The organism is Streptomyces palmae (genome assembly GCF_004684805.1).
GTDB classification, from domain to species: domain Bacteria; phylum Actinomycetota; class Actinomycetes; order Streptomycetales; family Streptomycetaceae; genus Streptomyces; species Streptomyces palmae.
The window spans coordinates 1-18,204 of the sequence record NZ_SRID01000040.1 but is presented as its reverse complement, the minus strand read 5'-3'; the positions used below and the strand labels follow the sequence as shown (position 1 = coordinate 18,204).

General features: G+C 71.7%; 15 protein-coding genes and 1 pseudogene. 9 read left to right on the top strand and 7 right to left on the bottom strand.

The features are described 5' to 3' along the window. Positions 1-1,323 carry a glutamate-1-semialdehyde 2,1-aminomutase gene (gene hemL, locus E4099_RS07070; protein ID WP_135338078.1) on the bottom strand — a complete coding sequence of 441 codons (1,323 nt, stop codon included), beginning with the start codon at positions 1,321-1,323 and terminating at the stop codon, positions 1-3. 255 nt (positions 1,324-1,578) lie between these two features. Between hemL and E4099_RS07065 the strand changes: the two genes are divergently transcribed. Beyond that, the gene (locus E4099_RS07065) at positions 1,579-2,016 is read left to right on the top strand and encodes a hypothetical protein (protein WP_135338077.1); all 438 of its coding nucleotides are present in this window, start codon (positions 1,579-1,581) and stop codon (positions 2,014-2,016) included. Between the two features lie 523 nt (positions 2,017-2,539). Here E4099_RS07065 and E4099_RS07060 read toward each other — a convergent pair. Then, on the bottom strand, positions 2,540-3,274 hold the full coding sequence (locus tag E4099_RS07060) for a VC0807 family protein (protein WP_245244648.1): 735 nt from the start codon (positions 3,272-3,274) through the stop codon (positions 2,540-2,542). A 206-nt stretch (positions 3,275-3,480) separates the two neighbouring features. Between E4099_RS07060 and E4099_RS07055 the strand changes: the two genes are divergently transcribed. Both E4099_RS07055 and E4099_RS07050 read left to right on the top strand, forming a co-directional pair. Then, a complete protein-coding gene (locus tag E4099_RS07055; protein WP_135338076.1) occupies positions 3,481-3,936 on the top strand; it encodes a tellurite resistance TerB family protein in 456 nt (151 codons plus the stop codon). Between the two features lie 200 nt (positions 3,937-4,136). Beyond that, positions 4,137-4,901, top strand: coding sequence for an SDR family NAD(P)-dependent oxidoreductase (locus E4099_RS07050; protein ID WP_135338075.1), 765 nt, complete (start codon positions 4,137-4,139; stop codon positions 4,899-4,901). 204 nt (positions 4,902-5,105) lie between these two features. Here the strand turns inward: E4099_RS07050 and E4099_RS07045 are convergent. Then, positions 5,106-5,492: pseudogene (locus E4099_RS07045) on the bottom strand (RtcB family protein); the annotation flags it as partial. A gap of 151 nt (positions 5,493-5,643) precedes the next feature. On the opposite strand from E4099_RS07045, the gene E4099_RS07040 reads away from it, so the two are divergent. Continuing rightward, on the top strand, positions 5,644-6,480 hold the full coding sequence (locus tag E4099_RS07040) for an alpha/beta fold hydrolase (RefSeq protein ID WP_135338074.1): 837 nt from the start codon (positions 5,644-5,646) through the stop codon (positions 6,478-6,480). Positions 6,481-6,502: 22 nt separating this feature from the next. Then, entirely contained in the window at positions 6,503-7,036 is a 534-nt protein-coding gene (locus tag E4099_RS07035) for a TetR/AcrR family transcriptional regulator (RefSeq protein WP_135338089.1), read from the top strand. Between the two features lie 219 nt (positions 7,037-7,255). Here the strand turns inward: E4099_RS07035 and E4099_RS07025 are convergent, their stop codons facing one another. Further along, positions 7,256-8,449, bottom strand: coding sequence for an RtcB family protein (locus E4099_RS07025; RefSeq protein WP_135338073.1), 1,194 nt, complete (start codon positions 8,447-8,449; stop codon positions 7,256-7,258). Positions 8,450-8,611: 162 nt separating this feature from the next. Here E4099_RS07025 and E4099_RS07020 point away from each other — a divergent pair, with 162 nt between their 5' ends. The 3 genes from E4099_RS07020 (at position 8,612) to E4099_RS07010 (ending at position 12,308) form a co-directional block, all read left to right on the top strand. Next, the gene (locus tag E4099_RS07020) at positions 8,612-9,550 is read left to right on the top strand and encodes a DUF3558 domain-containing protein (protein ID WP_135338072.1); all 939 of its coding nucleotides are present in this window, start codon (positions 8,612-8,614) and stop codon (positions 9,548-9,550) included. Between the two features lie 121 nt (positions 9,551-9,671). Continuing rightward, complete coding sequence (locus E4099_RS07015) at positions 9,672-10,529, top strand: hypothetical protein (RefSeq protein WP_135338071.1); 858 nt, start codon at positions 9,672-9,674, stop codon at positions 10,527-10,529. Positions 10,530-10,682: 153 nt separating this feature from the next. Then, complete coding sequence (locus tag E4099_RS07010) at positions 10,683-12,308, top strand: DUF2637 domain-containing protein (protein ID WP_386389846.1); 1,626 nt, start codon at positions 10,683-10,685, stop codon at positions 12,306-12,308. Between the two features lie 165 nt (positions 12,309-12,473). Here E4099_RS07010 and lysS read toward each other — a convergent pair whose 3' ends face one another. Beyond that, on the bottom strand, positions 12,474-14,249 hold the full coding sequence (gene lysS, locus E4099_RS07005; protein ID WP_135338069.1) for a lysine--tRNA ligase: 1,776 nt from the start codon (positions 14,247-14,249) through the stop codon (positions 12,474-12,476). A gap of 268 nt (positions 14,250-14,517) precedes the next feature. On the opposite strand from lysS, the gene argS reads away from it, so the two are divergent. Continuing rightward, positions 14,518-16,278, top strand: a complete 1,761-nt coding sequence (argS, locus tag E4099_RS07000; protein WP_135338068.1) for an arginine--tRNA ligase — start codon at positions 14,518-14,520, stop codon at positions 16,276-16,278. Positions 16,279-16,440: 162 nt separating this feature from the next. On the opposite strand, the gene E4099_RS35150 is transcribed toward argS, so the two are convergent. Both E4099_RS35150 and E4099_RS06995 read right to left on the bottom strand, forming a co-directional pair. Continuing rightward, complete coding sequence (locus E4099_RS35150; protein ID WP_425348250.1) at positions 16,441-16,620, bottom strand: FitA-like ribbon-helix-helix domain-containing protein; 180 nt, start codon at positions 16,618-16,620, stop codon at positions 16,441-16,443. 45 nt (positions 16,621-16,665) lie between these two features. Next, positions 16,666-18,159 carry an alpha/beta hydrolase gene (locus E4099_RS06995; protein WP_135338088.1) on the bottom strand — a complete coding sequence of 498 codons (1,494 nt, stop codon included), beginning with the start codon at positions 18,157-18,159 and terminating at the stop codon, positions 16,666-16,668. Positions 18,160-18,204 lie beyond the last annotated feature (45 nt).

Here is an 18,204-nt window from a genome sequence, read left to right as displayed (position 1 = left end):
TCATCCAGTGGCCTCGGCGGCGGCCCGCGCGGCCCCGGGCAGTGCGGCGGCGATGCGCTCCAGCGCCCGCTCGTCATGGGTCGTGGAGACGAACCAGGACTCGAAGGCGGACGGCGGCAGGTAGACACCCTGCGACAGCATCGAGTGGAAGAAGGCGGTGAAGCGGAAGCTCTCCTGCCGCTTGGCGTCCTCGTAGTCGCGCACCTCGTCCTCGGTGAAGAACACCGAGAACATGTTGCCCGCGCTCTGCAGCCGATGCGCCACGCCCTCCTTGGCCAGCGCCTCGGTGACCAGGGCCTGGATCCGCGCGGAGACGGCGTCCACCGTCGCGTACGCCGCCTCGTCCAGCAGCCGCAGCTGGGCCACGCCGGCCGCGGTGGCGATCGGGTTCCCGGAGAGCGTGCCCGCCTGGTAGACCGGGCCGGCCGGCGCCAGGTGCGCCATCACGTCCGCCCGGCCGCCGAACGCCGCGGCCGGGAAGCCGCCGCCCATCACCTTGCCGAAGGTCATCAGGTCCGGGACGACCCCGTCCAGGCCGTACCAGCCGGCCCGGGAGACCCGGAAACCGGTCATGACCTCGTCGGAGATGTACAGCGCGCCGTTCTCCTGGCACAGCTGCTTGAGCCCCGCGTTGAAGCCCTCGCGCGGCGGCACCACGCCCATGTTGCCGGGCGAGGCCTCGGTGATCACACAGGCGATCTCGCCCGGGTGCGCGGCGAACGCGGCGCGCACCGCGTCCAGGTCGTTGTAGGGCAGGACGACCGTGTCCCCGGCCTGCGCCCCGGTCACCCCGGCGGTGTCCGGCAGCGCGAAGGTCGCCACTCCGGAGCCGGCCGCGGCCAGCAGGGCGTCCACATGGCCGTGGTAGCAGCCGGCGAACTTGATCACCTTGGCCCGGCCGGTGTAGCCGCGGGCCAGCCGGATCGCCGACATGGTCGCCTCGGTGCCCGAGGACACCAGCCGGACCTGCTCGACCGGCGCGACCCGGGAGGTGATCTCCTCGGCGAGCTCGACCTCGCCCTCCCCCGGGGTGCCGAAGGAGGTGCCGCGGGCCACCGCGGCCTGGACCGCCGCGATCACCTCGGGGTGCGCGTGCCCGAGGATCATCGGCCCCCAGGAACACACGAGGTCGACGTACTCCCTGCCGTCGGCGTCGGTAAGGTACGGACCGGTACCGGACACCATGAAACGGGGCGTACCACCCACAGCGCGGAACGCGCGCACGGGAGAGTTCACGCCGCCGGGCGTCACGATGGCCGCGCGGTCGAAGAGCGTCTGCGAAACTGGTGCTGCGTACGGATAGGGATTGCTCACGCAAGCCATGGTCTCAGAGGCCGGGCGGGACGTGCGTCCGGGCGTTTCGCCGCCCGTACGTGGGGGAGGTCTCAGACACGATGATCGGGTTGCGCGACTTGGCCGCGCCTCCTAGAAAAGCAGTCGGGTGGAGATATGCATCGCGGTGGCGAACTGGGTGAGGGGACCGACGACCGGGGTCCCGAGCGCGCCCGGCCCAGACGCCATGGTCGCCATCGGCGGGAGGACGCGGGCAATCCGACAAGGGGAAGCAGGGCCGGCCGCATGGGGGTCACCTACAAGTACTTCGGTGCGCCCGACGGCGCCACCGCGGCGCGGGTCCCCATCTCGATGCGTCCGGAGGAGCTCGGCGGGGACGAGCTGGGCATGGGCGGCATGTTCACCAAGATCAAGCCGGAGACGGTGGCCGCCATGGTGCTCACCGGCATCGAGGGCGTCCCCCTGCACAAGGTGCCGCCGCTGGAGCTGGTGGTGCTGCACCCGGACTACGCCGTGGTCAAGCTCCCCATGACGGTCATCAACCCGCTCCGCGGCGTCGGCGAGGAGGCGGTGGGTGCCGCCGCCTTCATCTGGTCCACCGTCCCCGACCGCGGCGGCCCCCGGGACGCCTTCACCGTCTACCGACTGCTCCACGAGTGGCAGGACTTCTCCCACCGCCTCCACGAGGCGGGACACCAGGCGTACTGCCTGGTGTGGCCCTGACCTGGGGTTCCGGCCACCGGACAGCTGCGCACGCACCGGTGCCGCGGACGGCTCCCCGGACGGGGGCCGCGTCGGCACGGCGCGGGGTAAGGCCGTGACCTCCGACGCCGGTCGACCTTGACCGCGGTGAAGGCGTACCGCTCGTTCTTCAGGCCCGTCCCGTCCAGCAGGGTCAGCGAGAGCGCCTCGTTCACCGGGGCCTGATCGTTGCTGCCGGGGCGCGGCGAGATCTCCCGCTCGCCCCGGCAGGCGCGGCCCTGCAGGTACTCGTCGGCCTTGACCAGCCAGGGCAGTTCCTCCGGCTTCCGCTCGGGCAGGTCGTACCGCGTCATCCCGCCGGGGCAGCCGCCCGCGGCGTTGCCGCCGCCCCGGCCGTTCCGCGGTGGGACCGCCGCCGTCGGAACCCTGCCTGCCGGCCGAGGGTCGCCCTCCCGGCTCGCGGCTCCCGGTGGGCGACCGGCGGCGGCTCGATGGTGGTGGTGCGGGGCGGAGTGGTACCCGTACGGGGGCCTTTTCCGCCGGGTCAGGCACGTTCCGGAGTGCCGGAAAGTGGCTGGTTCTCAGTGGCCGCCTGAAGCGCCTCGGCCTCGGCCGCCGCCGCGCGGGCCTGGCCCCGGGCCTGGGCGCGCTTGGAGTACCAGATGGTCCAGACGACGAGCAGGCCCATCACCCCGTAGGAGAGCACCGAGTTGACGGTGACCATGGCACCGGTGCTGAGCGCGTAGGACAGGCCGATGCGGACCCCCGCCTCGACCAGGTAGCCCACCCCCCAGGCGACGGTGATGGTGCGCATGGTGGTGCGGAAGCCCTCGAACTGCCACATGCCGTTCCACCAGGCGTGGCTCTCCGGGCTGCCGTCGGTGGCGAACTTCCGGCCGAAGTAGAACATCAGCGGGCGCGGGGCGGCCAGCGTGGCCAGGCAGAGCAGCCCGAACAGGCCGGTGACGGCGGAGTCCTTGACCAGCATCAGCCGGGCGGAGTGCGGGCCGACCAGGGTGACCAGTCCGGTCAGCACCAGGAAGGCCAGCGAGATCATGGCGAACTCGTCGACGGTGCGCCGCCACACCAGGTGCACAGCAATGTCCAGCAGCGGCCAGAGCCCGCTGACCAGCAGCGCCGTGAACTCGCTCCACCCGGCGTCGGTCAGCTGGTTGTAGGTCACGATCGGCGCGACCACGTTGCAGACGATGGTGAGCGCCCAGCCGAGCGCGCTGCCGGCACCGCGTGCGCGGGCAGGCTTGGGTACGGATGTGGACAACGGTTCCCCCGAGATCGCATTGCCAAGATCGAAAAGGAACGTAACGGACCACCCCCCACCAGACAACAAAACTTGTCCAAAATGCGGTGACCACACAGCGGGGACGGCGGCGCGGTCCATCGAGCCCCAGCCCGCCACCGACTTCTACAAGCCTGTAGATTTCAACTCGGCACCGCCCATCCAGCACAACCGAGAAGGAGAAACGAATGGCTCTGTGGGACCGGTTCAAGGACTCCGCCCAGACCATGCAGACCCAGCTCATGCAGAAGAAGAACGAGCTGAAGAGCGGGGCGTTCCGGGACGCGAGCATGGCGATGTGTGCCCTGGTCGCCGCCGCCGACGGCTCGGTGGACCCGTCCGAGCGGCAGCGCGTGGCCCAGTTGATCGCCACCAACGAGGTGCTGCAGAACTTCCCCGCCGACGACCTGCGCCGCCGCTTCGAGGAGAACGTCGGCAAGCTCACCACGGACTTCGAGTTCGGCAAGGTCGGCCTGATGCAGGTGATCGGCAAGACCAAGAAGAAGCCCATCGAGGCCCGCGCCGTCCTCCAGATCGGCATCGTCATCGGCGGCGCCGACGGCTACTTCGACGACAGCGAGCGCGCCGTGGTCCGCGAGGCCTGCTTCGCGCTGGACATCCCGCCGCACGAGTTCGACCTCTGACAGCGCGACGCGTCCGGCCGCACCGGGGCGGCGCCTCGCCCACCAGGCACCGCGGCCCCGGCCGGCCGGACGTGCGGGCGGCTTATCCTGCCTGCGGAAACGCCTCGCGCGGTGACCACCGGCACCACCGGCACCACCGGCACCTTCGGCACCGCAGGCATCACCGGCAGTACCCGCACCAACGCCAGCAGGAGGACTCCATGACCATCCGGACCGCAGTCATCACCGGTGCGAGCAGCGGCATCGGGGCGGCCACCGCCCGGCAACTCGCCGCGGCCGGCTTCCGGGTGGTGCTCACCGCACGCCGCGCGGACCGCATCACGGCGCTGGCCACCGAGTTGGCCGACGCCGGGCACCAGGCGGTGGCCTACCCGCTGGACGTCACCGACCGGGCGGCGGTGGACGCCTTCGCCGCCGAGTTGGGTCAGCAGGGCCCGGTGCACGTACTGATCAACAACGCCGGCGGCGCGCTGGGCGCGGACCCGGTGGCCACCGCCGACCCGGCCGACTGGCGCACCATGTACGAGACCAATGTGCTGGGCACCCTCCATGTGACGCAGGCGCTGCTGCCCTCGCTGACCGCCTCCGGCGACGGCACCGTGCTCGTTCTCTCCTCCACCGCCGCCCTGGCCACCTACGAGGGCGGCGGCGGTTATGTGGCCGCCAAGCACGGCGCCCACGTCCTCGCCGAGACGCTGCGGCTGGAGCTCTGCGGCACCCCGGTCCGGGTGATCGAGATCGCGCCGGGCATGGTGAAGACCGAGGAGTTCGCGAGGACCCGGTTCCGGGGCGACGAGACGAAGGCCGCCGCGGTCTACCAGGGGGTGGCCGAGCCGCTGCTGGCCGAGGACATCGCCGACACCATCACCTGGGCGGTGACCCGCCCCGCCCACGTCAACGTGGACCTCCTGGTCGTACGCCCCCGAGCCCAGGCCTCCAACCAGAAGGTCCACCGCGAGTCCTGACCCGAACGCGGACCCCTGGCGGGGGCCTGCCCTTCCAAGGACCTCCGCCGCCTCCAGGCGGGCGCCCCCGTCCACACAGCCGAACCGCTCGACTCACGACTCCGTTCCCCCGGCGGCGGCCAGGACTGCGGGCGGAGTCGTCGCGGCCGGGGACGGCGAAGCCGCACATGGGCCGGTGGCCGGACCATGTGCGGCTGCCGGGCGTCAGCCCTTCACGCAGACGGTCTGCTTGAGCTTGGCGACCACCGCGACCAGGTCGCGCTGCTGGTCGATGACCTTCTCGATCGGCTTGTAGGCGCCCGGGATCTCGTCGACCACGCCGAAGTCCTTCCGGCACTCCACCCCGCGGGTCTGCTCCACCAGGTCCTCGGCGGTGAACCGCTTCTTGGCCTGCCTCCGACTCATCTTGCGGCCGGCGCCGTGCGAGGCCGAGTCGAAGGAGGCCTCGTTCCCCAGACCGCGCACGATGTACGAGCCGGTGCCCATGGAGCCCGGGATGATCCCGTACTCGCCGGCGCCCGCCCGGATCGCGCCCTTCCGGGTGACCAGCAGGTCCATGCCCTCGTACCGCTCCTCGGCCACGTGGTGGTGACCTCGGCGCCTCCTCTTCCATCCCGGTACGGACGGACCTATGACGCGGCGCTTCGTCCTTTCTCCTGGCCGTGCCGGGGGTCGTCATTGACAGGGTTGGCTAATGACATTAGCTTATAGCTAACAACGTTAGCCAGATCCGAGGGATGTCATGACCGAGTACCTTGCCGTCGATGGCGGCACGATCGCTTACGAGGTGGCGGGGTCCGGCCCGCTGATCGTTCTCGCGCACGGCATGGGCGACAGCCGCGCCGCGTACCGTGCTGTGGTCCCGGCGCTGGTGGCGGCGGGCCATCGGGTCGCCACGGTCGATCTGCGCGGCTGCGGCGAGTCCAGCGTCGGCTGGCCGGCCTGGAGCCGCACTGCCATCGCCGGCGACCTGCTCGCCGTCATCCGGCACCTGGGCGGCCCGGCCGTGCTCGTCGGCCACTCGATCTCCGGCGGCGCCGCCACCATCGCCGCGGCGCAGGAGCCCTCGCTGATCACCGCGGTCGTCGAGTTGGCGCCGTTCACCCGCAAGCAGTCGATGCGCCTCGGCGACCTGCGGGTGAAGCGCTTCCGGCGGGGCATCCTGCGGCTGCTCGGCGCGGGCGTGTTCGGCAGCGTGCCGCTCTGGCGCTCGTATCTCGACGTGGCCTACCCCGGCGTGAAGCCGGCCGACTGGGCCGAGCGGCTCGACCGCATCGACTCCCTGCTGCGCGAGCCGGGCCGGATGAAGGCCATGCAGGGCATGGGCCGCAGCGCCCCGACCGACGCCGGCGCACAACTCGGCAACGTCCGCTGCCCGGTTCTGGTCGTGATGGGCACGCTCGACCCCGACTGGGCCGACCCGCACGCCGAGGGTTCGGCGATCGTTGACGCCCTGCCGTCCGGCCTCGGCCGCCTTGAGATGATCGAGGGCGCCGGACACTACCCGCACGACCAGTTCCCCGACGAGGTGGTTTCACTCATGCTCGCCTTCCTCCGATCGGCCCCCGCTCGTGCCTAGGGCCGGCCTGGAACCGACGGCCGTGGTCGCGGCCGGCGCCGCCCTCGCCGACGAGGTCGGCCTCGCCAACCTGACGATGGGCTCGCTGGCCAAACGGGTGGGCGTGCGCGCCCCCTCCCTGTACAAGCACGTGAGCAGCCAGGAAGACCTCAACCGGCGCATCGCGGTCCTGGCGTTGAACGAGGCCGCCGACGCCGTCGGTGGCGCGGTCCAGGGGTACGCGGGCCCCGACGCCCTGGCGGCCGCGGCCCGCGCCTTCCGCGCCTTCGTCCTGGAGCACCCCGGCCGGTACGCCGCGACGATCGGCGTGGAACCGTCCGGCCCGGACGATCCACTGGCCACCGCGGGTCAGCGGCTGCTCGGCGCGTTCACGGCGGTCCTGCGCGGCTACGAGATCGCAGATTCCGACGTGGACCACGCCCTGCGCATGCTCCGCAGCCTCTGCCACGGCTTTGCCACGTTGCAGGCGGCCAACGCCTTCCAGTGGAGCGCCGACATCGACGAGAGCTTCGAGTGGCTGATCACCTTCGCCGACCGGGGCCTGCGCGCTCTTTGAGGATGCTGTCGCCGTCGACCACTTCGACGTCATCGGCGCCTTGGTCCCGTGGTGCAGGAGCTGAGCGGTGAGGGTGCGCAGGATGGTCGTGGTCCCGCCACCGCTGACGGAGCAGACCAGGACGTGCGGCGATTCGGTGTCCAGGTCGACGCAGCCCCTTCTTCTTGCTCGCTCGGAGGCCGATCAGCGGCGCGGGCTCGTCACGTGCGGTCCCGCGCCTCAGCCCTTCACACAGACGATCTGCTTGAGCTTGGCGACCACCGCGACCAGGTCGCGCTGCTGGTCGATGACCTTCTCGATCGGCTTGTAGGCGCCCGGGATCTCGTCGACCACGCCGAAGTCCTTCCGGCACTCCACCCCGCGGGTCTGCTCCACCAGGTCCTCGGCGGTGAACCGCTTCTTGGCCTGGTTCCGGCTCATCTTGCGGCCGGCGCCGTGCGAGGCCGAGTTGAAGGAGGCCTCGTTCCCCAGACCGCGCACGATGTACGAGCCGGTGCCCATGGAGCCCGGGATGATCCCGTACTCGCCGGCGCCCGCCCGGATCGCGCCCTTCCGGGTGACCAGCAGGTCCATGCCCTCGTACCGCTCCTCGGCCACGTAGTTGTGGTGGCAGGAGATCACCGGCTCGAAGGTGGGCCGGGCCTTGGCGAACTCCCGGCGCACCACGTCCTGGAACAGGCTCATCATGATGGAGCGGTTGTACTTGGCGTACTCCTGCGCCCAGAACAGGTCGTTGCGGTAGGCCGCCATCTGCGGGGTGTCCGCCACGAAGACGGCGAGGTCGCGATCGATCAGCCCCTGGTTGTGCGGGAGCCGCTGCGCCTGGCCGATGTGGTAATCGGCCAGTTCCTTGCCGATGTTGCGGGAGCCGGAGTGCAGCATCAGCCAGACCGCGCCGGTCTCGTCCAGGCAGAACTCGATGAAGTGGTTTCCGGAGCCCAGGGTGCCCATCTGCTTGGTGGCCCGGTCGCGGCGGAACCGGACCTCCTCGGCGATGCCGCCGAAGCGCCCCCAGAAGTCGTTCCAGCCGCTGGTCGGGAAGGCGTGCAGCCGACTCGGGTCCACCGGGTCGTCGTGCATGCCCCGGCCCACCGGAATGGCCTGCTCGATCTTGGACCGCAGCCGCGACAGGTCGGCCGGCAGGTCCTCCGCGGTCAGCGAGGTCTTCACCGCGGACATTCCGCAGCCGATGTCCACCCCGACCGCCGCCGGGCAGACCGCCCCGTGCATCGCGATCACCGAACCGACGGTGGCGCCCTTGCCGTAGTGCACGTCCGGCATCACGGCCAGACCCTTGATCCACGGCAGGGTGGCCACATTGCGCAGCTGTTGCATGGCGACACCCTCCACCGTGGCGGGGTCGGCCCACATACGGATCGGAACCCGGGCACCGGGTATCTCGGTGTACGTCATGACTAACTCATACCCCCGCAAAAGTGAGAAATAGCAAAAGCCGGGCTTCCCGCCCTCATCGCGACAGCAGACCGGCAGATGCGGTAGTGCGTGCGGTAGACATTGTCTTCACCCGCCCTAGCGCGGCGGCAAGCCGTTTTCTCTCGAAGGGAGCCCCGGACCGTGCAGCCAGCGCAGCGCACAGCGCACCTACCGGGTGCCGCACCACTCGCCGCGGTGCTGGCCGTGATGGCCGCCGCCATCAGCGGCTGCACCACCGAGGGCACGCCCCCGTCCGTCCAGGACGGCAAGGCGGCCAGCCCCGGGCAGTCGGTGACCGCCGAACCCGGAAAGTACCGGACCCTGCCCGAGGCGTGCGGCGCCGTGGACCGCAAGACCCTCCACGATCTGCTGCCGGTCGCCGAGTCGCAGGACGAGGACTCCGCGGACGCGATCTACGCGGGCCAGCCCACCGTCACCTTCGACACCGACCGCCGGGTGGGTTGCCGCTGGAAGCTGGAGACCCCGGCGGGCAGTCGGCACCTGACGCTGGACTTCCAGCGGGTGGTCTCCTACGACCCGGCGGTCAGCGACGACGACCGGGCGCTGGAGCGGTACGCGAAGAAGGCGGTCGCGGCGCACGTGCCCGGCGCGTCCGAACTGCGTCCCTCCACCGAGAGCAGCGGCCCCCCGGCCTCCCCCACCGGCACCCCGGACGAGCCGGGCAAGCACGGTCAGGGGTCCGGTGCCGAGGAGAGCGCCATCCCGGACGGGAACGGCAAGGGCCCGAACGGCGACCAGGGCGGCACCCCCTCCGAGGGCCCCGGCACCGACCCGGCGGACCCCTCCGGCACCCCGGACACGGATTCCGGGACGTACGACATCACCGCCCCGCGCTCCCTGGACGACCTGGCCGACAACGGGTTCCTGGACGATCGGTTGGTGACCACCGACTCCGGGGTGCACCGCGACATCACCGTGGTCTTCCGGTCCTCGAACGTGATCGTGACCATCGAGTACGACCAGTGGTCGAGTGACAAAACCCACATCCCGCCGAGCGAGCAACTCCAGGTGAACGCCGAGGATCTGGCCCAGGAGCTGACCGGAGCCATCGACGAGTGAGCCCGTCGGGCACCCTGGGACACCCCTGGAGACCGAACAGCCGCCCGCACCGGCCGCGTACCGTGCTCTGTAGCCACGAGGGCGGGACCACCGCCCCGCGACCCGACCGAAGCGAAGGACCATGCACCGAACAGCTCCGCGACTCGCCCGTATTCTCGCCTGCGCCGCCGTACCGGTCATGTTCCTCGCCGCGGGCTGCGGCGGTTCGGACTCCGGCTCGGACTCCGGTTCCGGTTCCTCCGACGAGGGGAAGAAGGCCGCCACCCCGGCCACCGGCTCCACCCCGACGGTCGCCGCGGCGAAGTTCGGCGCCCTGCCCCCGGTGTGCGACAGCCTCTCGGCCAAGACCGTCGAGAAGCTGGTGCCGGGCACCGACCACAAGAAGGGCAAGGCACTGCCGGCGGCCGACATCAACGAGGCCGCCAGCTGCCTGTGGGCCGGACTCGACGGCTACCAGTACCGCTCGCTGACGCTCTCCCTCAAGCGCTTCGACTCCGACCCGGCCCTGGGCTCCGGCGACGACCGCGCCAAGAAGTACGCCGCCGACCAGGCCGACAAGGCGCGGGTGGCGGACGGCGCCAAGGACAGCCAGACCGGCGAGGGAGCCATCGCCGACTCCGCGGTCACCGTCCGCACCAAGTCGAAGAAGGACGGCGTCGACTTCCGCAACCAGACCGTGGTGGTGCGCACCGCCAATGTCGTGATCACCGTCGAGTACGACGGCGCGGGCTACGAGGACGCCAAGACCCCGGACGCCGCCAAGCTCCTGGACCAGGCGGAGGACGCGGCCAAGGAGGTCGCCGAGTCGATCGCGAAGACCGGCGAGGGCAAGGACGACGGCAGCGGTTCCTCCTCCGGCCAGTCCGACTCCACGACGGGCGGCGGCTCCAAGACCGGTGACGCCGACTCCAAGTCCGGTGACGCCGACTCCAAGTCCGGCGACACGTCGAGCGGCAAGGGCAGCTCCCCCAAGCACTGACCTGCCGCCGGCACCGACCGGCAGACGGGGCGGCGCGCCCGGGACCCGGCCGCGCCGCCCTCCCCGGCCCCTTCACCCCCCGCTTCTGGCATGTATGCGACGCTTGGCGGGCTCGATTGCCGACGGCGGGGGAGGGGATCGCGGGTGGCCGCGATGCAACTGACACGTACGCACCGGATACTCATCGGGGTGGTCGTCGCCGGTGCGGTGGTCATCGCGGCCATCGGTTTCGCCGGCTCCTACGCCGCGGTCCGCGACCTCGCCCAGGACAAGGGCTTCGGCGCCTTCGCCAATGTCTTCCCGATCGGTGTGGACGCCGGCATCGTCGTCCTGCTCGCCCTGGACCTGCTGCTGACCTGGATCCGGATCCCCTTCCCGCTGCTGCGGCAGACCGCCTGGCTGCTGACCGCCGCCACCATCGCCTTCAACGGCGCGGCGGCCTGGCCGGATCCTCTCGGCGTCGGCATGCACGCGGTCATCCCGGTGCTCTTCGTGGTGTCGGTGGAGGCCGCCCGGCACGCGGTCGGCCGGATCGCCGACATCACCGCGGACCGGCACATGGAGTCGGTGCGGATCGCCCGCTGGCTGCTCGCTCCGGTGCCCACCTTCCGGCTGTGGCGCCGGATGAAGCTGTGGGAACTGCGCTCCTACGACGAGGTCATCAAGATCGAGCAGGACCGGCTGGTCTACCGCGCCCGGCTGCGGGCCCGCTACGGCCGGGCCTGGCGGCGCAAGGCCCCGGTGGAATCGCTGATGCCGTTGCGGCTGGCGCGGTTCGGGGTGCCGTTGGCGGAGACCGCGGACGAGGGGCTGGCCGCCGCGGGCATCCAGCCGCCGTCGGCCCGGGCCGCACTCCCCGCCGGGGCCACCGACGCGGCTGCCGCCGCCGGCTTCCTCGCCACCGCCCCCACCGCGCAGGGCCCCGCGGCCACGACCGGTGCCGGTGCCGGCGCCGCGCCGGCCGCGGCGCAGCCGCTGCCGATGTCCGTACCGCTGCCGGTCTACCAGTCCTCGGAGTACCAGGGGGCCGAGTACCAGCCGGCCGGGTACCAGGGGACGGCCCATCAGGGCGCGGAGTACCAGGGGGCCGAACTCCAGGCGGCGGGGTACCAGGGGACGGGATACCAGGAGGCCCGCACGGCCGAGGGCCGGCCCGCCGCCGACCACGACGGCCGGTCGGCGGCCGGGTACGCCCCTGCCGCCGCCGGGCACCCGGCCGGTCCGGGAGAGGCCGGGGCTCCGGACACGGCGTCGGCTCAGACCATGGCGGCGGATCCGGGTGCCGTGTCAGCGGCGCAGGACACCGCGCGGGGCACGGCGCAGGGGACCGCCGGTTCCCAGGTGACCGTGCCGGTGGGCCCCAACCGGGTGCGTGACCTCGGCGGTCAGGGCGTCGGCGGCGCGATGCCCTACGCCGCCCAGCAGTGGCGGCAGTACGACGCCGCCCCGGCAGAGCAGGGCACCTCGGAAACGGGCGAGGCACCCGCGGGAGGCGCTGCCGCCGATACGGACCCGGTCCAGCAGGCCGCGGGTGCCGACCCGCGCCGGACGGCCGGGAACCCGCGGACCGCGGTGCCCGAGGACGTACCGCTGGACGAACTCTGCTACGGCGCGTTCCGCACCTTCCTCGCCGACCGCAACCGCTTCCCCTCGGCCTTCCAGTTCGGCCGGCTGCTGCGGCAGGAGTACGGGCTCACCGAGCTCGGCGACGCGGACGTCCAGCGCCACCTGGCCGAATGCCGGGACCGGTACCAGGCCGAGCACCCGCCGGAGGCGTAGCCCCCGCCGGACGGGCTGCCTGCCGGTCGGTGACGCCGTCGATGGCGCGGCCTGCCGGTGGTGCGACCTCATGGCAGCGGCCCCGGGAATCCTCCGCGGATTCCCGGGGCCGCTGCCGTACACCCTCCGAGTGGCGGGCACGGCCGTGCCCGCCACTCGGGCGGCTCAGGCGCCGAGCAGCCGCCGGACCCGGTCGGCGCCGACCGCCAGCAGCAGCGTGGGCAGCCGCGGGCCGGTGTCCCGACCCACCAGCAGGTGGTAGAGGAGCGCGAAGAAGGTGCGCTGGGCGACCTTCAGCTCCGGCGTCGGCTTGGCGTCCGCCGCCAGCCCGGCCTGGATCTTCGGAACGCCGTAGACCAGGGTGGTCAGGCCCTCCAGCGACCAGTGCTCGTCCAGCCCGTCCAGCAGCAGCCGCAGCGACTCCCGCTCGGTCTCCCCGAGCGAGCCCAGCAGCTCGGTGTCCGGCTCCTCGCGCACCCGGGTGCGCTGCTCGGCCGGCACCTGGGTGGTGATCCAGCGCTCGGCCTTGTCCAGCCGGGGCCGGACCTCCGCCAGGGAGCCCACCGGGTTGGCCGGGTCGAGGTCGCCGAGGATGCGCAGGGTCTGCTCGTCGTGGCCGGTGGTGATGTCCACGACCGAGGCCAGCGTGCGGTACGGGAGCGGGCGCGGGGTGCGCGTCAGCTCACCGGAGGCGGTGCGGATGGCACGGCTGTGGGCGGCGCTGTCCGCGGGCTGCGCCGTGCCCTCGGCCACCTTGCGCTCCAGCGAGTCCCACTCGTCGTACAGCCGCTGGATCTCCTGGTCGAACGCGATCTTGAAGGACTGGTTGGGCCTGCGGCGCGCGTACAGCCAGCGCAGCAGCGGGGCCTCCATGATCTCCAGCGCGTCGGCCGGGGTCGGCACCCCGCCCTTGGAGCTGGACATCTTGGCCATGCCGCTGATGCCGACGAAGGCGTACATCGGGCCGATGGGCTGCTCGCCGCCGAAGACCTCGCGGACGATCTGGCCGCCGACCACGAAGGAGGAGCCGGGCGAGGAGTGGTCCACGCCGGAGGGCTCGAAGACCACGCCCTCGAAGGCCCAGCGCATCGGCCAGTCGACCTTCCACACCAGCTTGCCGCGGTTGAACTCGGCCAGCCGCACCGTCTCGGAGTGCCCGCACACACAGGTGTAGGACAGCTCGGTGGTGTCGTCGTCGTAGGCGGTGACGGTGGTCAGGTCCCGCTCGCAGACCTCGCAGTACGGCTTGTACGGGTAGTACCCGGCGCCGCCCGCGCTGCCGTCGTCCTCGCCGGCCGCACCGGAGCCCTCGGCCGCGGCCTCGGCGGCCGCCGCGTCGGCCTCGTCCAGCTTGCCCTTGGGCTGCTGCTTGCCCTTGGGCGCGCCGGTGGCCTTGTCCTTGGTGCGGTACTGGTCGAGGATCGCATCGATCTTCCCGCGGTGCTTCATCGCGTGGAGGATCTGCTCGCGGTACACACCGCTGGTGTACTGCGCGGTCTGGCTGATCCCGTCGAACTCGACGCCCAGCTCCTCCAGCGCGGACACCATCGCGGCCTTGAAGTGCTCGGCCCAGTTGGGGTACGCGGAGCCGGCCGGGGCCGGGACCGAGGTCAGCGGCTTGCCGATGTGCTCGGCCCAGGACCCGTCGATGCCCTCGACGCCGGCCGGCACCTTGCGGTAGCGGTCGTAGTCGTCCCAGGAGATCAGGTGCCGGACCTCGTGGCCGCGGCGCCGGATCTCGTCCGCCACCAGGTGCGGGGTCATGACCTCACGCAGGTTGCCCAGGTGGATCGGGCCGGACGGGCTGAGGCCCGAGGCGCAGACGATCGGTTTGCCGGGGGCGCGACGCTCCGCCTCGGCAATGACCTCGTCCGCGAAACGGGAGACCCAGTCGGTCTCGGTGCTCTGAGCCACGTTCGGCACTTCCTTCCTAGCGGTCATGGCGTCGACCATTCTCCCAGACGGACCCGGTCCGCCGAGTGCGGCAGGTCTACCAGAGGGACGGGAACCGGTGCCGACCGTTTTCACCTGGCGGGCGCCGTTGGGGCCGGGGTCGGCGCGCGGTCGGGCCGGGCGGGCGGCGGGGGCGCCGGCCGCCGGGTCCCATGGGCCCGAGCGGGTGCCGACGGGTTCATCCAGCGAAACGGCGCCACCCGCCATGGGATACTTGACCGACCCTTCGCACCCCTAAAGGAATGGCACCCATCCCATGGCCTCGGTCCCTTCCCTTGCCGCTTTGGTCCACCAGCGCGTCGCGGACGCCCTTTCGGCTGCCCTGCCGGAGGCCGGTTCCGCGGACCCGCTGCTGCGACGAAGCGACCGGGCGGACTTCCAGGCCAACGGCATGCTGGCGCTGGCGAAGAAGCTCAAGGGCAACCCGCGGGAGCTGGCCGGCAAGGTGGTCGAGCAGCTGCCGGCCGGTGAGGTGATCTCGGAGATCGAGGTCTCCGGCCCCGGCTTCCTCAACATCACCATCGCCGACCGGGCGATCATCCAGACGCTGGCGGCCCGAGCCGAGGACGAGCGGCTGGGCGTTCCGACGGCCGAGAAGCCGGGCGTCACCGTGATCGACTACGCCCAGCCGAACGTGGCCAAGGAGATGCACGTCGGCCATCTGCGCTCGGCCGTGATCGGCGACGCGGTCGTCAAGATCCTGGAGTTCTCGGGCGAGAAGGTGATCCGGCGCCACCACATCGGCGACTGGGGCACCCAGTTCGGCATGCTCATCCAGTACCTGATGGAGCACCCGCACGAGCTGGACCACAAGCACGCCGACTCCGGCGAAGAGGCGATGTCCAACCTCAACCGCCTCTACAAGGCGGCCCGGGCGATGTTCGACGCCGACGCGGAGTTCAAGGAGCGCGCCCGTCGGCGGGTGGTCGACCTCCAGGCCGGGGACGAGCAGACCCTGGCCCTGTGGAAGAAGTTCGTGGACGAGTCGAAGATCTACTTCTACTCGGTCTTCGAGAAGCTGGACATGGAGATCCGCGACCCCGACGTGGTCGGCGAGTCCGGTTACAACGACATGCTCGCCGAGACCTGCCGGCTGCTGGAGGAGTCCGGGGTCGCGGTCCGCTCCGAGGGCGCGCTGTGCGTGTTCTTCGACGACATCAAGGGCCCGGACGGCAACCCGGTGCCGCTGATCGTCCAGAAGTCCGACGGCGGCTTCGGCTACGCCGCCACCGACCTGTCCGCGATCCGCGACCGGGTGCGGAACCTGGGCGCCGACACCCTGCTGTACGTGGTGGACGCCCGCCAGTCGCTGCACTTCAAGATGGTCTTCGAGACCGCCCGCCGGATCGGCTGGCTGAACGACCAGGTGCACGCGGTGCAGCTGGCCTTCGGCACCGTCCTCGGCAAGGACGGCAAGCCGTTCAAGACCCGCGAGGGCGAGACGGTACGGCTGGTGGACCTGCTCGACGAGGCCATCGAGCGGGCGACCGCGGTGGTGCGCGAGAAGGACGCCCAGGGCCGGCTGACCGAGGAGGAGATCGCGGAGCGGGGCGCCCAGGTGGGTATCGGCGCGGTGAAGTACGCCGACCTGTCCACCTCGGCCAGCCGCGACTACAAGTTCGACCTGGACCAGATGGTCTCGCTCAACGGCGACACCTCGGTCTACCTCCAGTACGCCTACGCCCGGATCCGCTCCATTCTGCGCAAGGCGGGTGACCTGGCCCCGCAGGCCCACCCGGAGCTGTCCCTGGCCCCGGCCGAGCGGGCGCTCGGCCTGCACGTGGACCAGTTCGCCGAGACCCTGGCGGACGCCGCGTCCGACCACGCCCCGCACAAGCTGGCCGCCTACCTCTACCAGCTGGCCTCGCTGTACACGACCTTCTACGACCAGTGCCCGGTTCTGAAGGCCGAGACCCCGGAGATGGTCCAGAACCGCCTCTTCCTGTGCGAGCTCACCGCCCGCACCCTCCACCAGGGCATGGCCCTCCTGGGCATCCGCACCCCCGAGCGCCTCTGACCAGGAGCGCCCTGACGCGATGACAGGCCCCCGTCCCCACCGCCACCCCGGCGGAGGAGGCGGGGGCACTGTCGTTTCTCACCCGCGACCCACGCCCCCCACCCCTCCCGGGGTCCGTCAGGCGCCTCGTCCGCGGTTGTCCCCCCAGCACATCGTCCGTGGTCAGCTGAGCGGACACTCGCTCCCGAATACGGGCGAGAGCGTCCTCGAGCGTGGGCGTGGCCGCCTCTGCCTCCAGCAGGGCGTTGGTGTGGGCCTCAGTGAGTGGCCGTTGCGTGCGGCCCTTGTCTTCAGCTCGGTGAGCGCTTTCTCGGACAAGTCACGTACATAGAGAGTGCCCATGCCATCAGATTGGTCGCAGTGCATGCATTGTGCTAGCAGATCGCTCTACTCCGCCGGGCACTCCAGGTCGCCGCTGGGCCGCTTGCCGGTTATCAGGAAGTCGGTGACCGCGCGGTCTCCGCAGGCGTTGCCATTGGCCCTGTACACGTCGTGGCCCACGGAGTCCACGATGACCATGCGGGCCCGGTCGCCGAGCGCCTGGCGCATCTTGCGAGCGCCGGAGAGCGGGGTGACGGGATCGCGGCGGTTCTGGATCAGCAGGATGTTGGAGGGACCGCGGTCGGTGATGCGCACCGGCTTCTCCCGCGGCTGCTCCCAGAAGGGGCAGGGCATGAGACCCACCGGCATACCGGCGGTCAGCGGATGGCTGCCGCGGCTGGCCGTGACGGCCTTCTGGTAGTCGGACAGGGAGGCCGGCCAGCTGACGTCATTGCAGATGGTGGCCGCGGACACGGCGACACTCGACTGCATGGCCTCGTCCGGCGGGGTACTGGCGGCCGGCAGCGGCGCCCCGTCCCGAGCGGCGCGTATCAGCTGGGCCAGGGCCGGGAAGCGGGACGTGGAGGAGAGGCTGGAGAGCAGGGTCTCGCGCAGCACATTGCCGTTGAGCTCGGCGGGGTTGGCACCGGGCCAGGGGATCGGCTGCCGGTCCAGCCGGGCGGCGAGCTCCAGGAACATCGGCCGCACCTGAGCCGGGTCCTCGGCGAGCCGGTCCGGGTTCGCCGGATCGGCTGCCCAGGCCGCGAAGACCGGGAAGGCGTCCTCCACGCCGACCGCGTAGTTGGCCAGCCAGCCGCGCGCCACCCTCTCCGGGTCCGGGTCGTCATTGCTGTCCAGCACCCAGCGGTCGGTGCGGTCCGGGAACATCTGGGCGTACACCGCGCCCGCGTAGGTCCCGTAGGACACACCCCAGGCGGACAGCCTCCGCTCCCCCAGCGCCTGCCGTATGCGGTCGATGTCCCGGGCCTCGTTGCGGGTGCTGATGCTGCCCAGCACCGGGCCGGCGTTGCGCGCGCACTGCTCGGCCAGTCTGCGGCCGGTGATCGCGTTGCGGTCGATACTGCCCTCGGCGTCGGGCCAGGGGTGCAGCGTGGTCAGGGCCAGGTCGTCATGGGAAAGATCGCAGCTGATCGGTGAGGAGCGGCCCAGGCCGCGCGGGTCGAAGCCCACGATGTCATAGGCCTCGCGCACCGACTGGGGCAGCTTCTGGCCGGTGGTGGAGGGCCCGTCGACACCGGAGTTGCCCGGCCCGCCCGGGATCAGCAGCAGGGTGCCGCGCCGTGCCTCCGGCCGCTCGCTGCGGATCCGGGATATGGCCAGGTCGATCTGCTCGCCGCGCGGTGCGCGGTAGTCGAGCGGCACCCGGATCGTGGCGCACTCCTGCCGGTCGTCGAGCCCCTCGCCGGCACACGGCTGCCAGTCGATCCGCCCCGATGCGGCGGGCCCCCCGGCCCCATCGGGTGTGCGGGCGTCGGCCGAGGGGGCCAGGGCGACGGTGGAGGCGAGCAGGGCCGCGGCCAGGGCCGGGACCGTGCGCAGCCCCGCTCCGCCCGGACCGCCGACCCGGCTCCCCCGGGCCCGCCC

Coding starts and splice junctions, on each gene's coding strand:
- argS (WP_135338068.1), top strand. CDS start 14,518: ATGGCCTCGGTCCCTTCCCTTGCCGCTTTGGTCCACCAGCGCGTCGCG.
- E4099_RS07050 (WP_135338075.1), top strand. CDS start 4,137: ATGACCATCCGGACCGCAGTCATCACCGGTGCGAGCAGCGGCATCGGG.
- E4099_RS07040 (WP_135338074.1), top strand. CDS start 5,644: ATGACCGAGTACCTTGCCGTCGATGGCGGCACGATCGCTTACGAGGTG.
- E4099_RS07010 (WP_386389846.1), top strand. CDS start 10,683: ATGCAACTGACACGTACGCACCGGATACTCATCGGGGTGGTCGTCGCC.
- E4099_RS07025 (WP_135338073.1), bottom strand. CDS start 8,449: ATGACGTACACCGAGATACCCGGTGCCCGGGTTCCGATCCGTATGTGG.
- E4099_RS35150 (WP_425348250.1), bottom strand. CDS start 16,620: ATGGGCACTCTCTATGTACGTGACTTGTCCGAGAAAGCGCTCACCGAG.
- hemL (WP_135338078.1), bottom strand. CDS start 1,323: ATGGCTTGCGTGAGCAATCCCTATCCGTACGCAGCACCAGTTTCGCAG.
- E4099_RS07055 (WP_135338076.1), top strand. CDS start 3,481: ATGGCTCTGTGGGACCGGTTCAAGGACTCCGCCCAGACCATGCAGACC.
- E4099_RS07065 (WP_135338077.1), top strand. CDS start 1,579: ATGGGGGTCACCTACAAGTACTTCGGTGCGCCCGACGGCGCCACCGCG.
- lysS (WP_135338069.1), bottom strand. CDS start 14,249: ATGACCGCTAGGAAGGAAGTGCCGAACGTGGCTCAGAGCACCGAGACC.
- E4099_RS07015 (WP_135338071.1), top strand. CDS start 9,672: ATGCACCGAACAGCTCCGCGACTCGCCCGTATTCTCGCCTGCGCCGCC.